Origin of the sequence: Deinococcus sedimenti (genome assembly GCF_014648135.1) — a bacterium.
GTDB classification, from domain to species: domain Bacteria; phylum Deinococcota; class Deinococci; order Deinococcales; family Deinococcaceae; genus Deinococcus; species Deinococcus sedimenti.
In genome coordinates, this window is record NZ_BMQN01000002.1 from 1 (window position 1) to 11,749 (window position 11,749).

The following is an 11,749-nucleotide window of genomic DNA, read 5'->3' on the forward strand; positions in this document are numbered from 1 at the left end:
AAGGTCTGCGCTTCGCGATCCGCGAAGGTGGCCGTACCGTCGGCGCCGGCGTCGTCGCCAAGGTCCTGGAGTAATCGACATGGTTGCCCCCAAGATCCGTATCAAACTGCGTGGCTTCGACCACAAGGCGCTGGACCAGTCCGCCAGCAAGATCGTGGACACCGTGCGCCGCACCGGCGCCGACGTGAGCGGCCCCGTGCCCCTCCCCACCCGCATCCGCCGCTTCTGCGTCCTGCGTTCCCCCTTCGTGAACAAGGACAGCCGCGAGCACTTCGAGATCCGCACCCACAACCGTCTGGTGGACATCATGAACCCCACCAAGAAGACGATTGACAGCCTCATGACCCTCGACCTGCCCACCGGTGTGGACATCGAGATCAAGACGGTGGGAGGCCGCGCATGAAGGGCATCCTCGGCACCAAGATCGGCATGACCCAGATCTGGAAGGGCGACCGCGCCATTCCCGTGACCGTCGTGCTGGCCGGCCCCTGCCCCGTCGTGCAGCGCAAGACCGCGCAGACCGACGGCTACGAGGCCGTGCAGATCGGCTACGCGCCCAAGCGCGAGAAGAGCGTCAACAAGCCCGAAGCCGGTCACTTCAAGAAGGCCGGGGTCAGCCCCGTGCGCTTCCTGCGTGAATTCCGCGACTTCAACCCCGAAGGCGACACCGTCAGCATCGACATCTTCGCCGAAGGCGAGAAGATCGACGCGACCGGCACCAGCAAGGGTAAAGGCTTCCAGGGCGTCATGAAGCGCTGGAACTTCAAGGGCGGCCCCGCCAGCCACGGTTCCAAGAAGTGGCACCGCCGCCCCGGCTCGATCGGCCAGCGCAAGACGCCCGGCCGCGTGTACAAAGGCAAGCGCATGGCCGGCCACATGGGCATGGACCGCATCACCGTCCAGAACCTGGAAGTGGTCGAAATCCGCGCTGACGAGAACATCATCCTGGTCAAGGGTGCAATCCCCGGCGCCAACGGTGGCCTCGTCGTCCTGCGTCAGGCCGCCAAGGGAGGCAAGTAAGACATGGCGCAGATCAACGTCATCGGCAAGAACGGGGGCCGCACCATCGACCTCGACCTGCCGGAAGTGAACAGCGGCGTCCTGCACGACGTCGTCACCTGGCAGCTCGCCAGCCGCCGCCGCGGCACGGCCAGCACCAAGACCCGTGCCGAAGTCAGCAAGACCGGCAAGAAGATGTACGGCCAGAAAGGCACCGGTAACGCCCGTCACGGCGACCGCAGCGTCCCCAACTTCGTGGGCGGCGGCGTGGCCTTCGGTCCCAAACCCCGCAACTACGGGTACACCCTGCCCCGCAAGGTCCGCCAGCTGGGCCTCGCCATGGCCCTGGCCGCCCGCCAGGAGACCGGCAAGCTGATCGCCGTCGACGGTTACGACCAGGACGGCAAAACCAAGAACTTCGTCGCCTGGGCCAAAGAGAACGGCATGGACGGCAGCGAGCGCGTGCTCATCGTCACCGATGACGCCGCGACCCGCCAGGCCGCCCGCAACGTCGCCTGGGCCACCGTGCTGCCCGTCGCCGGCCTGAACGCCTACGACATCCTGCGCCACGAGCGCCTGGTGATCGACGCGGTCGTGCTCGAGCCCGCGCAGGAAGGGGAAGAGGCATGAGCCACTACGACATCATCCAGGCCCCCGTGATCAGCGAGAAAGCCTACGCTGGTATGGAACGCGGCGTGTACTCCTTCTGGGTCAGCCCCAAGGCCACCAAGACCGAGATCAAGGGCGCCATCCAGAAAGCCTTCGGCGTGACCGTGATCGGCATCAGCACCATGAACGTCCCCGGCAAGCGCAAGCGCGTCGGCCGCTTCATGGGCCACCGCGCCGACCGCAAGAAGGCCATCGTGCGCCTCGCCGACGGTCAGACCATCGCCGCCCTTGAAGGCCAGGCCTAAGGAGAGATTGAACATGGCCGTCAAGAAATACCGTCCCTACACCCCCAGCCGTCGCCACATGACGACTGCGGACTTCAGCGGACTGACCAAAAAGCGCCCCGAAAAGGCGCTCACCGAGGCGCTCCCCAAGACCGGTGGCCGTAACAACCGCGGCCGCATCACCAGCCGCTTCATCGGCGGCGGTCACAAGCGCCTGTACCGCATCATCGACTTCAAGCGCCGCGACAAGGCCGGCGTGCCCGCCAAGGTCGCCGCGATCGAGTACGATCCCAACCGCAGCGCCCGCATCGCCCTGCTGAACTACGTCGACGGCGAGAAGCGCTACGTGCTCGCACCCGAAGGACTGCAGGTCGGCGCCATGGTGAACTCCGGCCCCGAAGCCGAACCCAAGCTCGGCAACGCGCTGCCCCTGCGTTTCGTGCCCGTCGGTGCCGTCGTGCACAGCGTGGAACTGATCCCCGGCAAGGGCGCCCAGCTCGCCCGCAGCGCCGGGACCAGCATCCAGGTGCAGGGCAAGGAAGGCGACTACGTCATCCTGCGGCTGCCCAGCGGCGAACTCCGCCGCGTGCACAGCGAGTGCTACGCCACCATCGGTGCCGTCGGCAACGCCGAGCACAAGAACATCAACATCGGTAAGGCCGGTCGCAGCCGCTGGCTCGGGCGCAAGCCCCACCAGCGTGGTAGCGCCATGAACCCCGTGGATCACCCCCACGGCGGTGGTGAAGGCCGTACCGGCGCGGGCCGCGTGCCCGTCAGCCCCTGGGGCCAGCCCGCCAAGGGCCTCAAGACCCGCAAGAAGCGCAAGAACAGCGACCGCTTCATCATCACCCGCCGCGGCGGGAAGTAAGGGAGGGTAGGACATGCCCCGTAGCCTCAAGAAAGGCCCGTTCGTGGATGACCACCTCCTGAAGAAGGTCGACGTCCAGAACGAAAAGAAGGACAAGCGCGTCATCAAGACCTGGAGCCGCCGCTCCACCATCGTTCCCGAAATGATCGGTCACACCATTGCCGTGCACAACGGCAAGCAGCACGTGCCCGTCTTCGTGAACGAGCAGATGATCGGCCACAAGCTCGGCGAGTTCAGCCCCACCCGCAGCTACCGCGGCCACGGCGCTGACAAGAACGCCAAGGGGAGCAAGAAGAAATGACCGCTCCTGAATTCCGCAACAAGAAGCAGCGCAAGCAGCAGCAGAAGCTGCGCACGCCCGGTAAGGCCATCGCCAAGTACGTCCGCATCAGCCCCCGCAAGGTGCGCCTGGTCGTCGACGTGATCCGTGGCAAGAGCGTCCGTGACGCCGAAGACCTGCTGCGCTTCATCCCCCGCGCCGCCAGCGAACCCGTCGCGAAAGTCCTGAACAGCGCCAAGCACAACGCGCTGCACAACGACAACATGCTCGAGGACCGTCTGGTCATCACCGCCGCGTACGTGGACGCCGGCCCGACCCTCAAGCGCCTGATCCCCCGCGCCCGTGGCAGCGCGAACATCATCAAGAAGCGCACCAGCCACATCACCATCGTCGTGGGCGAGAAGGGGAACAAGTAATGGGTAACAAGATCAACCCGAACGGCTTCCGCCTGGGCATCACCCGCACGTGGAACAGCCGCTGGTACGCCGGTAAGAAGCAGTACGCCGGTCTGCTGAAAGAAGACGAGAAGATCCGCAAGCTCGTCGGCAAGAAGCTGAACGCCGCCGGCATCGCGCGCATCGAGATCGAGCGCGCCGGCCAGCAGGTCAACGTGATTATCAGCGCCGCGAAACCCGGCATCGTGATCGGCAAGGGTGGGGAGTCCATCAAGGAACTCCGCCAGGACATCGAGCGCCTCGTGTCCGCCGGGACCGTGGCCGTGAACGTCGCCGAGATCCCCAACCCCAACATCAGCGCGCCCCTGGTCGCCCTGCGCATCGCCGAGCAGATCGAACGCCGCTTCGCGTTCCGCCGCGCCATGAAGCAGGCCGCCCAGCGCGTGATGGAGAGCGGCGCCCGCGGCGTCAAGATCATCCTGTCCGGCCGCCTCGGTGGCGCCGAGCAGGCCCGCACCGAGATGGTCCGCGAAGGCCGCGTGCCCCTGCACACCCTGCGCGCCGACATCGACTACGGCACCGCCCGCGCCGAGACCACCTACGGCTCGCTGGGCATCAAGGTCATGGTCTTCACCGGTGAAGTCATCGGCGGCAAGACCGAAAGCTACGCCCGCCCCCAGCGCCGCAACGACGAGCGCCGCCGTGAAGACGGTGACCGCCCCAACCGCCGCCGCCCCGCTGCGCGGCGCCGCCCCGGAGGTGAGTGATGCTTCTTCCCAAGCGCACCAAGTTCCGTAAACAGCACCGCGGCCGGATGACCGGTGACGCCAAGGGCGGCGACTACGTCGCGTTCGGCGACTTCGGCCTGATCGCCCTGGAACCCGCGTGGATCAAGAGCAACCAGATCGAGGCGTGCCGCATCGTGATGAGCCGCCACTTCCGCCGCGGCGGTAAGATCTACATCCGCATCTTCCCCGACAAGCCCGTGACCAAGAAGCCTGCCGAAACCCGAATGGGTAAAGGTAAAGGCGCCGTGGAGTACTGGGTCAGTGTCGTCAAGCCCGGCCGCGTGATGTTCGAAGTGTCCGGCGTGACCGAAGAGCAGGCCAAGGAAGCCTTCCGCCTGGCCGGTCACAAGCTGCCCATCCAGACCAAGATGGTGAAGCGCGAGGTCTACGATGAAGCTCAGTGATATGCGTAACCTGCAGGCCGCCGATTTCGCCAAGGAAATCGACAGCCGCAAGAAGGAACTGATGGAGCTGCGCTTCCAGGCGGCCGTGGGCAACCTCGCCCAGCCCCACCGCGTCAAGCAGCTCCGCCGTGAAGTGGCTCAGCTCAACACCATCCTGAGCGAGCGCAGCAAAGGGGAGCAGGCATGAAGAAGACCTTTACCGGCGTCGTCGTCAGCGACAAGGCCGACAAGACCGTCAGCGTGAAGGTCGAACGCAAGTTCGCCCACCCCCTGTACGGCAAGGTCGTCACCCGCAGCCACAAGTACGCTGCGCACGACGAGAACAACGAGTACAAGATCGGTGACCGCGTCGAGATCATCGCCGTGCGTCCCATCAGCAAGACCAAGACCTGGAAGGTCACCAAGCTGATCGAGCGCCCCCGCGGCATCGAGACCACCGCCGTGGAAACCGAGGGGGGTAAAGCATGATCATGCCCCAGTCCCGCCTCGACGTGGCGGACAACAGCGGCGCCCGCGAGATCATGTGCATCCGCGTGCTCAACAGCGGCATCGGCGGCAAGGGCCTCACCACCGGCGGCGGCGGCAACAAGCGCTACGCCCACGTGGGTGACATCATCGTCGCCTCCGTCAAGGACGCCGCCCCCCGCGGCACCGTCAAAGCCGGCGACGTCGTCAAGGCCGTGGTCGTGCGTACGTCACACGCCATCAAGCGTGCCGACGGCAGCACCATCCGCTTCGACAAGAACGCCGCCGTCATCATCAACAACCAGGGCGAGCCTCGCGGCACCCGCGTCTTCGGGCCGGTCGCCCGTGAACTCCGCGACCGCCGCTTCATGAAGATCGTGTCCCTGGCCCCGGAGGTGCTGTAATGCCCCGTCCCAGCGCTGGTAGCCACCACAACGACAAGCTGCACATCAAGAAGGGTGACACCGTCATCGTCCTGAGCGGCAAGCACAAGGGCAAGACCGGCAAGGTCCTCCTCGCCCTGCCCCGCGACCAGAAGGTCGTCGTGGAAGGCGTGAACCTCGTCACCAAGAACGTCAAGCCCAGCCCCGCCAACCCCCAGGGCGGCCAGGAACAGCGCGAGCTGGCCCTGCACGCCAGCAAGGTGTCCATCGTGGACCCCGAAACCGGCAAGGCGACCCGCATCCGCAAGACCATCGTGGACGGCAAGAAAGTTCGCGTGGCCGTCGCGAGCGGCAAGAACATCGACTGACCACTCCGGGCCGCCGCCCACACACGTGACATTGCGGCGGCCTGAGCGGCGCTCTCTGAAAAACTGGGAGACCGCTCGAAGGAACCCACCATGCAGCAACTGAAAACCAAGTACAACGAGCAGGTCCGCCCTGCCATGATGCAGCAGTTCGGCTACTCCAGCGTGATGGCCGTGCCCCGCATCGAGAAGATCGTCGTCAACGAAGGCCTCGGCAGCGCCAAGGAAGACAGCAAGGCGATCGACAAGGCCGCCAAGGAACTGGCGCTGATCACCCTGCAGAAGCCCATCGTCACCAAGGCGAAAAAGAGCATCAGCAACTTCAAGCTGCGCCAGGGCATGCCCGTGGGCATCAAGGTCACGCTGCGCGGCGAGCGCATGTTCGTGTTCCTCGAAAAGCTGATCAACATCGGCCTGCCCCGCATCCGTGACTTCAAGGGCGTGAACCCTAACGCCTTCGACGGCCGCGGCAACTACAACCTGGGCATCAAAGAACAGCTGATCTTCCCCGAAATCACCTACGACATGGTCGACAAGGTGCGCGGCATGGACATCACCATCGTGACCACCGCGAAGACGGACGAAGAAGCCCGCGCGCTCCTGCAAGCCATGGGCCTGCCCTTCCGCAAATAAGGACGGATGAACAATGGCTAACACTTCCAAAGTCGTCAAAGCTGCGCGCGGCCACAAGTTCGCCGTGCAGAACTACAACCGCTGCAGCCGCTGCGGTCGCGCCCGCGGGTACTACCGCTTCTTCGGCCTGTGCCGCATCTGCATCCGCGAGATGGCGCACAAGGGCGAACTGCCCGGCGTGAAGAAAGCCAGCTGGTAATCAGCTGACACCCCTCAAGGCCTCCCCACCCGGGAGGTCTTTTGCCTTGGTCCGCATGACTGCCCAGAAGTGTACGCCCCGACGTGTGAACCTCGACTTGTGGAGGCCGCGCAGAACTGATACACTCCCAAGTTGCCGTGCCTTGAAAGAGGAACGGACGCAGTGCCCCCCGGATACGAACCTGTCGCCTTGAGAGGTCATCGTCCGGTGGTGGTGAAGACCCAACAGAAGAGACGCGCCACCTTGTGGCCCCCGCTTCCACTTGGGGAGAATCGCGCCCGACCGCCAGCTTGCCTGGGGCCGGGCCACCTGCCGGGAGCAGGCCCCCACGCGGGGAACCAGCCCGGATCAACACCAGCCCATGGAGGCTACATGTTGAGTGATCCCATCGCCGATATGCTCACGCGCATCCGCAACGCGACGCGCACCCACAAGGAGACCGTGGACGTCCCGGCCTCCAAGTTCAAGGAGCAACTCGCCAAGCTGCTCGTGGCCGAAGGCTACGTTGCCAGCTACGAGCGCCTGCTGCCCGAAGGCCAGAAGTTCGACGTGCTGCGCCTGACCCTGAAGTACGGCGCCAAGCGCGAGCAGGTCATCAAGCACATCGAGCGCATCAGCCGCCCCGGCCGCCGCGCGTACGTGAGCGCCGAGAACCTGCCCCGCGTCCAGCGCGGCCTGGGCCTCGCCGTGGTGTCCACGAGCAAGGGCCTGCTGGCCGACCGCGACGCGCGCAAGCAGGGCGTCGGCGGCGAAGTCATCTGCGTCCTCTGGTAATCCCCACAGGGATTCCCGGCGCGCGAGCATCTCACCTGACCCCTCGGCCCCCACAGCGGGCAGGCCGAATTTAAGGAAGAAGGAGGACAGACCATGTCCCGAATTGGCAAACAGCCCATCGCCGTCCCGAACGGCGTGACCACCAGCACCCAGGACGGCGTGTTCAAGGTCAAGGGCCCCAAAGGCGAACTGACCGTTCCCTACAACACCGAACTGACCATCAAGCAGGACGGCGACCAGCTGCTCGTCGAGCGTCCCAGCGACGCGCAGCGCCACCGCGCCCTGCACGGCCTGACCCGCACCCTCGTGGCGAACGCCGTCAAGGGCGTCAGCGACGGCTACACCATCAACCTGGAGCTCAAGGGCGTCGGTTTCCGCGCCAAGCTCGCCGGGAAGGCCCTGGAACTGACCATCGGTTACAGCCACCCCGTCGTGATCGAGCCCCCGGCCGGTGTCAGCTTCGCCGTGCCCGAACCCACCAAGATCGACGTGAGCGGCATCGACAAGCAGCTCGTCGGTCAGGTGGCCGCGAACGTCCGTAAAGTCCGCAAACCCGACGCCTACCACGGCAAGGGTGTTCGCTTCGCTGGTGAGAAGATCAGCCTCAAGGCCGGTAAGGCTGGCGCCACCGGCGGGAAAGGGAAGAAATAATGGCTGCCCAGACGACCGTGCGCCGCAAGCTCCGCGCCCGCCGCAAAGTGCGGCAGGCCGCCGGAGATCGCCTGCGCCTCAGCGTGTACCGCTCCAGCAAGCACATCTACGCCCAGATCATCGACGACAGCAAAGGCGTCACCGTGGCTGCCGCCAGCAGCGCCGCTGTCAAGACGGGCACCAAGACCGACACCGCCACCGCTGTGGGCAAGGCCCTCGCGGAAGCCGCTCTGGCCAAGGGCGTCAAGAAGGTTGTCTTTGACCGTGGTCAGTACCGCTACCACGGACGCGTGAAAGCGCTCGCCGACGCGGCGCGGGAGGGTGGCCTTGACTTCTAACCGACGTAACGACCGTATGGACCGCGAAAGCAGCGAATTCGAAGAGAAGATGCTGTTCGTCAACCGTACGAGCAAGACCTACCAGGGCGGCCGCCGCTTCCGCTTCGCTGCACTCGTGATCCTCGGCGACCGTAACGGCCGCGTGGGCATGGGCATCGGCAAGGCGAAAGAAGTGCCCGTGGCCATCGAGAAGGCCAAGAGCATCGCCCGCAAGAACATGATCATGGTGCCCGTCGAGAACGGCACCATCCCCCACGACATCGTGGGTGTGAACAGCACCAGCCGCGTGCTGCTCAAGCCCGCAGGCCCCGGTACCGGCGTGATCGCGGGCACCGTGCCCCGCAGCATCGCCGAACTGGCCGGCATCACCAACCTGCTGTCCAAGGAACTCGGCAGCCGCAACAAGGTCAACGTGGCGTACGCCGTGTTCGACGGCCTGAAGAACCTCCGCACCGCCAAGCAGGTCCGTGCCCTGCGCGGCGAGGTGCAGCCCACCGGAGGCGCCCAGTGAAAATCACCCTGAAGCGCAGCGTCATCGGTCGCCCTGGCTACCAGGTGAAGACCGTTCACGCGCTCGGCCTGAAGAAGATCGGCCAGACCCGCGAGGTCAGTGACACCCCCGCCGTCCGCGGTATGGTGAACACCGTCAAGCACCTGCTGGAGGTGCAAGAATGAAACTCCACGAACTCAAGCCCAACGCCGGCAGCCGCAAGAACCGCAAGCGCGTCGGTCGCGGCCCCGGTGGCACCGACAAGACCGCCGGTCGCGGTCACAAGGGCCAGAAGAGCCGCAGCGGCGCTGGCAAGGGTAGCTTCTTCGAAGGTGGCCGCAGCCGCCTGATCGCCCGCCTGCCCAAGCGCGGCTTCAACAACGTCGGCGTGACGTTCGAAGTCGTGAACCTGGCGCAGCTGGCGAACATCGAGGACGCCACCATCGACCGCAACGTGCTGGAACTCGCGGGCCTCGTGCGCCGCAAGAACCGCCCCGTGAAACTGCTCGGCAGCGGCGAGATCGCCCGCGCCGTGACCATTCACGTGGACGCCGCCAGCGAAGGCGCCGTGAAGGCCGTGGAAGCGGCCGGCGGCAAAGTCATCCTGCCCGAAGCGAACGAAGCCGAGAAGGCGGAGTAAATGCTTCGCGCCTTCCGCGACGCATTCCGGATTCCGGATCTTCAGCGGAAGATTGTCTTCACCCTGCTGCTCCTCGCCGTGTACCGGCTGGGGAGCAGCATTCCCACACCAGGGGTCAACAGCGCCGCGCTGAGCAACGCGACCAGCGGCGGTCTGTTCGGCCTGATCAGCATGATCTCGGGAGGCAATCTTTCGCAGTTCTCGATCTTCGCGCTCGGCGTGCTGCCGTACATCACGGCCAGTATCGTCATCCAGCTGCTGACCACCACCCTGCCGCCTTTGGAGAAACTTTCCAAGGAAGGCGAGGAAGGTCGCAAGAAGATCAACCAGTACACCCGTTACGCCGCCGTGGCGCTGGGCACCTTCCAGGCCGGGTTCTTCGCGGCGTTCATCAACAGCAACCCCAGTTACCTGGCGGTCGGCTGGGAGCCGGGCCTGTTCACCATTCTGGTGATGGTCCTGACCCAGGTGGCGGGCATCGCCTTCACCATGTGGATCGGCGAGCGCATCACGGAAGTAGGCGTCGGCAACGGCATCAGCCTGATCATCACCAGTGGCATCATCGCCATGTACCCCCGCGAGATCGGTCTCACGGCGCAGCTGATCAGAAGTGATCCCGACGCGCCCTGGCTGCTGCGTCTCGTGGCGTTCGTGGCCGTGATTCTCGTGACCATCGCCGGGATCGTGTACGTGTACCAGGCCGAGCGCCGCGTCCCCGTCACGTACGCCCGCGCGCGTGGCGGCGCGGCCGGTCAGGCCCGCAGCGCCGGTCAGGCCACCTGGCTGCCCATCAAGGTGAACCAGGCGGGCGTGATCCCCGTGATCTTCGCGTCGGCCATGCTGATCATTCCCAACCTGATCCAGCAGGGTACCGCGACCCGCGCGCCGGGCGTGAGCAGCTGGATCGCCACGTACCTGACGTTCGGGCAGCCGCTGTACATCGCGCTGGAAGCCCTGCTGATCTTCGGCTTCACGTACCTGTACAACAGCGTGCAGTTCGATCCGAAGCGCATCGCGGAGCAGCTGCGCGAGGCCGGGGGCTTCATTCCCGGCGTTCGCCCCGGCACGCCCACCGCGGAGTTCCTGGGCACCATTAGCAGCCGCCTGAGCCTGTGGGGCGCGATCTTCCTGGTGATCCTGACCGTCATGCCGCAGCTGGTGCAGCGCTGGACCGGCATCACGACCTTCCAGTTCAGTGGCACCGGCCTGCTGATCATCGTGGGCGTGGCGCTCGAAACCCTCAAGCAGCTTGAAGCGCAGCTGACGGTCCGCCGCTACGACGGATTCATCAGCAAGGGCCGCATCCGCGGCCGCATGAACCGCGACAGCTGAACCCAGCCTTGACGCGCGCCGCCCTCCCAGCCGGGGGCGGCGCGTTTCCTGTTCCCAGGGTGGGGACAGCCGTGTTCTGATCAGGACCGCGCGAATCTGACCTTCAGCCACTATGCTGAGGGGTGAACGGAGGACAACAGTGACTCAACCCAAACACAACGTCGTCATCTTCCTCGGGCCTCCCGGCGCGGGCAAAGGCACCCAGGCGGAACGACTGGCGCAGGACAAGGACCTCGTCAAGATCAGCACCGGCGATATCCTGCGCGACCACGTGGCGCGCGGCACCGAACTGGGCCAGCAGGTCAAGCCCATCCTGGACGCCGGGCAGCTCGTGCCGGACGACATCCTGATCGCGCTGATCCGCGACAAGCTGGCCAGCATGGACGCCGTGCGCGTCATCTTCGACGGCTTCCCCCGCACCACCGCGCAGGCGAAGGAACTGGACGTGCTGCTGGAGGAACTCGGCGCGCCCGTCAGTGCCGTGCCTCTGCTGGAGGTGCCGGATCAGGTGCTGATCGACCGGATCGTGGACCGGGGCCGTCAGGCCGCCGCGCGCGGCGAGGCGGTGCGCAGCGACGACACCGAGGAGGTCGCCCGCAAGCGTCAGGAGATCTACCGCGAGCAGACTCAGCCGTTGATCGACTACTACAGCGCGCGCGGTCAGCTGACCCGCGTGGACGGCGTGGGCAGCATGGATGACGTGTACGGCCGCATCTTGGGCAGCATGAAGTAAACGCGGGTTCGAGGGGGGCGGGTGGTTCTGGCTGAGGCTGGAATCACCCGCCCCTTCGTATGCCCGGCAATGCTCTTTGATCGGCGCGCTTGAGTCAGCCCGCTTGAGTCGGATGGGGG

At 65.7% G+C, this 11,749-nt stretch carries 24 protein-coding genes; all 24 read left to right on the top strand.

What is annotated here, in order from left to right; genetic code table 11:
- A partial coding sequence (locus tag IEY69_RS06640) for an EF-Tu C-terminal domain-related protein (protein ID WP_229783786.1) occupies positions 1-74 on the top strand: 74 nt, incomplete at its 5' end.
- Between the two features lie 5 nt (positions 75-79).
- Positions 80-403, top strand: a complete 324-nt coding sequence (gene rpsJ / locus IEY69_RS06645) for a 30S ribosomal protein S10 (RefSeq protein ID WP_014685998.1) — start codon at positions 80-82, stop codon at positions 401-403.
- The gene (gene rplC, locus IEY69_RS06650; RefSeq protein ID WP_189072408.1) at positions 400-1,020 is read left to right on the top strand and encodes a 50S ribosomal protein L3; all 621 of its coding nucleotides are present in this window, start codon (positions 400-402) and stop codon (positions 1,018-1,020) included. The genes rpsJ and rplC overlap by 4 nt, the downstream gene beginning before the upstream one ends.
- A 3-nt stretch (positions 1,021-1,023) precedes the next feature.
- A complete protein-coding gene (gene rplD, locus IEY69_RS06655) occupies positions 1,024-1,629 on the top strand; it encodes a 50S ribosomal protein L4 (RefSeq protein ID WP_189072409.1) in 606 nt (201 codons plus the stop codon).
- The gene (locus IEY69_RS06660) at positions 1,626-1,913 is read left to right on the top strand and encodes a 50S ribosomal protein L23 (RefSeq protein WP_046843212.1); all 288 of its coding nucleotides are present in this window, start codon (positions 1,626-1,628) and stop codon (positions 1,911-1,913) included. The genes rplD and IEY69_RS06660 overlap by 4 nt, the downstream gene beginning before the upstream one ends.
- Positions 1,914-1,926: 13 nt before the next feature.
- A complete protein-coding gene (rplB, locus tag IEY69_RS06665) occupies positions 1,927-2,760 on the top strand; it encodes a 50S ribosomal protein L2 (protein ID WP_058975342.1) in 834 nt (277 codons plus the stop codon).
- A gap of 13 nt (positions 2,761-2,773) precedes the next feature.
- Positions 2,774-3,061, top strand: coding sequence for a 30S ribosomal protein S19 (gene rpsS / locus IEY69_RS06670; protein WP_055362774.1), 288 nt, complete (start codon positions 2,774-2,776; stop codon positions 3,059-3,061).
- A complete protein-coding gene (gene rplV, locus IEY69_RS06675; RefSeq protein WP_160981680.1) occupies positions 3,058-3,456 on the top strand; it encodes a 50S ribosomal protein L22 in 399 nt (132 codons plus the stop codon). The genes rpsS and rplV overlap by 4 nt, the downstream gene beginning before the upstream one ends.
- Positions 3,456-4,202 (top strand): 30S ribosomal protein S3, encoded by a 747-nt coding sequence (rpsC, locus tag IEY69_RS06680; protein ID WP_189072410.1) that lies wholly within the window; start codon positions 3,456-3,458, stop codon positions 4,200-4,202. The genes rplV and rpsC overlap by 1 nt, the downstream gene beginning before the upstream one ends.
- On the top strand, positions 4,202-4,627 hold the full coding sequence (gene rplP, locus IEY69_RS06685; RefSeq protein WP_046843208.1) for a 50S ribosomal protein L16: 426 nt from the start codon (positions 4,202-4,204) through the stop codon (positions 4,625-4,627). The genes rpsC and rplP overlap by 1 nt, the downstream gene beginning before the upstream one ends.
- Positions 4,614-4,814 (top strand): 50S ribosomal protein L29, encoded by a 201-nt coding sequence (gene rpmC / locus IEY69_RS06690; RefSeq protein ID WP_046843207.1) that lies wholly within the window; start codon positions 4,614-4,616, stop codon positions 4,812-4,814. Before rplP ends, rpmC begins: the two co-directional genes overlap by 14 nt.
- Positions 4,811-5,095 carry a 30S ribosomal protein S17 gene (gene rpsQ, locus IEY69_RS06695; protein WP_046843206.1) on the top strand — a complete coding sequence of 95 codons (285 nt, stop codon included), beginning with the start codon at positions 4,811-4,813 and terminating at the stop codon, positions 5,093-5,095. Before rpmC ends, rpsQ begins: the two co-directional genes overlap by 4 nt.
- Complete coding sequence (gene rplN, locus IEY69_RS06700) at positions 5,092-5,496, top strand: 50S ribosomal protein L14 (RefSeq protein WP_022800312.1); 405 nt, start codon at positions 5,092-5,094, stop codon at positions 5,494-5,496. The genes rpsQ and rplN overlap by 4 nt, the downstream gene beginning before the upstream one ends.
- Positions 5,496-5,843, top strand: coding sequence for a 50S ribosomal protein L24 (rplX, locus tag IEY69_RS06705; RefSeq protein WP_046843205.1), 348 nt, complete (start codon positions 5,496-5,498; stop codon positions 5,841-5,843). Before rplN ends, rplX begins: the two co-directional genes overlap by 1 nt.
- Before the next feature lie 90 nt (positions 5,844-5,933).
- A complete protein-coding gene (gene rplE, locus IEY69_RS06710; RefSeq protein WP_046843204.1) occupies positions 5,934-6,473 on the top strand; it encodes a 50S ribosomal protein L5 in 540 nt (179 codons plus the stop codon).
- A 13-nt stretch (positions 6,474-6,486) separates the two neighbouring features.
- On the top strand, positions 6,487-6,672 hold the full coding sequence (locus IEY69_RS06715) for a type Z 30S ribosomal protein S14 (RefSeq protein WP_046843203.1): 186 nt from the start codon (positions 6,487-6,489) through the stop codon (positions 6,670-6,672).
- A 372-nt stretch (positions 6,673-7,044) separates the two neighbouring features.
- Positions 7,045-7,446 carry a 30S ribosomal protein S8 gene (gene rpsH, locus IEY69_RS06720; RefSeq protein ID WP_046843202.1) on the top strand — a complete coding sequence of 134 codons (402 nt, stop codon included), beginning with the start codon at positions 7,045-7,047 and terminating at the stop codon, positions 7,444-7,446.
- Between the two features lie 93 nt (positions 7,447-7,539).
- Entirely contained in the window at positions 7,540-8,097 is a 558-nt protein-coding gene (gene rplF / locus IEY69_RS06725) for a 50S ribosomal protein L6 (RefSeq protein WP_174366908.1), read from the top strand.
- A complete protein-coding gene (rplR, locus tag IEY69_RS06730; protein ID WP_046843200.1) occupies positions 8,097-8,435 on the top strand; it encodes a 50S ribosomal protein L18 in 339 nt (112 codons plus the stop codon). Before rplF ends, rplR begins: the two co-directional genes overlap by 1 nt.
- The gene (gene rpsE / locus IEY69_RS06735) at positions 8,425-8,946 is read left to right on the top strand and encodes a 30S ribosomal protein S5 (RefSeq protein ID WP_081424520.1); all 522 of its coding nucleotides are present in this window, start codon (positions 8,425-8,427) and stop codon (positions 8,944-8,946) included. Before rplR ends, rpsE begins: the two co-directional genes overlap by 11 nt.
- The gene (gene rpmD / locus IEY69_RS06740) at positions 8,943-9,110 is read left to right on the top strand and encodes a 50S ribosomal protein L30 (protein ID WP_174366907.1); all 168 of its coding nucleotides are present in this window, start codon (positions 8,943-8,945) and stop codon (positions 9,108-9,110) included. The genes rpsE and rpmD overlap by 4 nt, the downstream gene beginning before the upstream one ends.
- Complete coding sequence (rplO, locus tag IEY69_RS06745) at positions 9,107-9,565, top strand: 50S ribosomal protein L15 (RefSeq protein ID WP_058975352.1); 459 nt, start codon at positions 9,107-9,109, stop codon at positions 9,563-9,565. The genes rpmD and rplO overlap by 4 nt, the downstream gene beginning before the upstream one ends.
- Positions 9,566-10,897 carry a preprotein translocase subunit SecY gene (secY, locus tag IEY69_RS06750; protein ID WP_189072411.1) on the top strand — a complete coding sequence of 444 codons (1,332 nt, stop codon included), beginning with the start codon at positions 9,566-9,568 and terminating at the stop codon, positions 10,895-10,897.
- Positions 10,898-11,036: 139 nt separating this feature from the next.
- The gene (locus IEY69_RS06755) at positions 11,037-11,630 is read left to right on the top strand and encodes an adenylate kinase (protein WP_189072412.1); all 594 of its coding nucleotides are present in this window, start codon (positions 11,037-11,039) and stop codon (positions 11,628-11,630) included.
- Positions 11,631-11,749 lie beyond the last annotated feature (119 nt).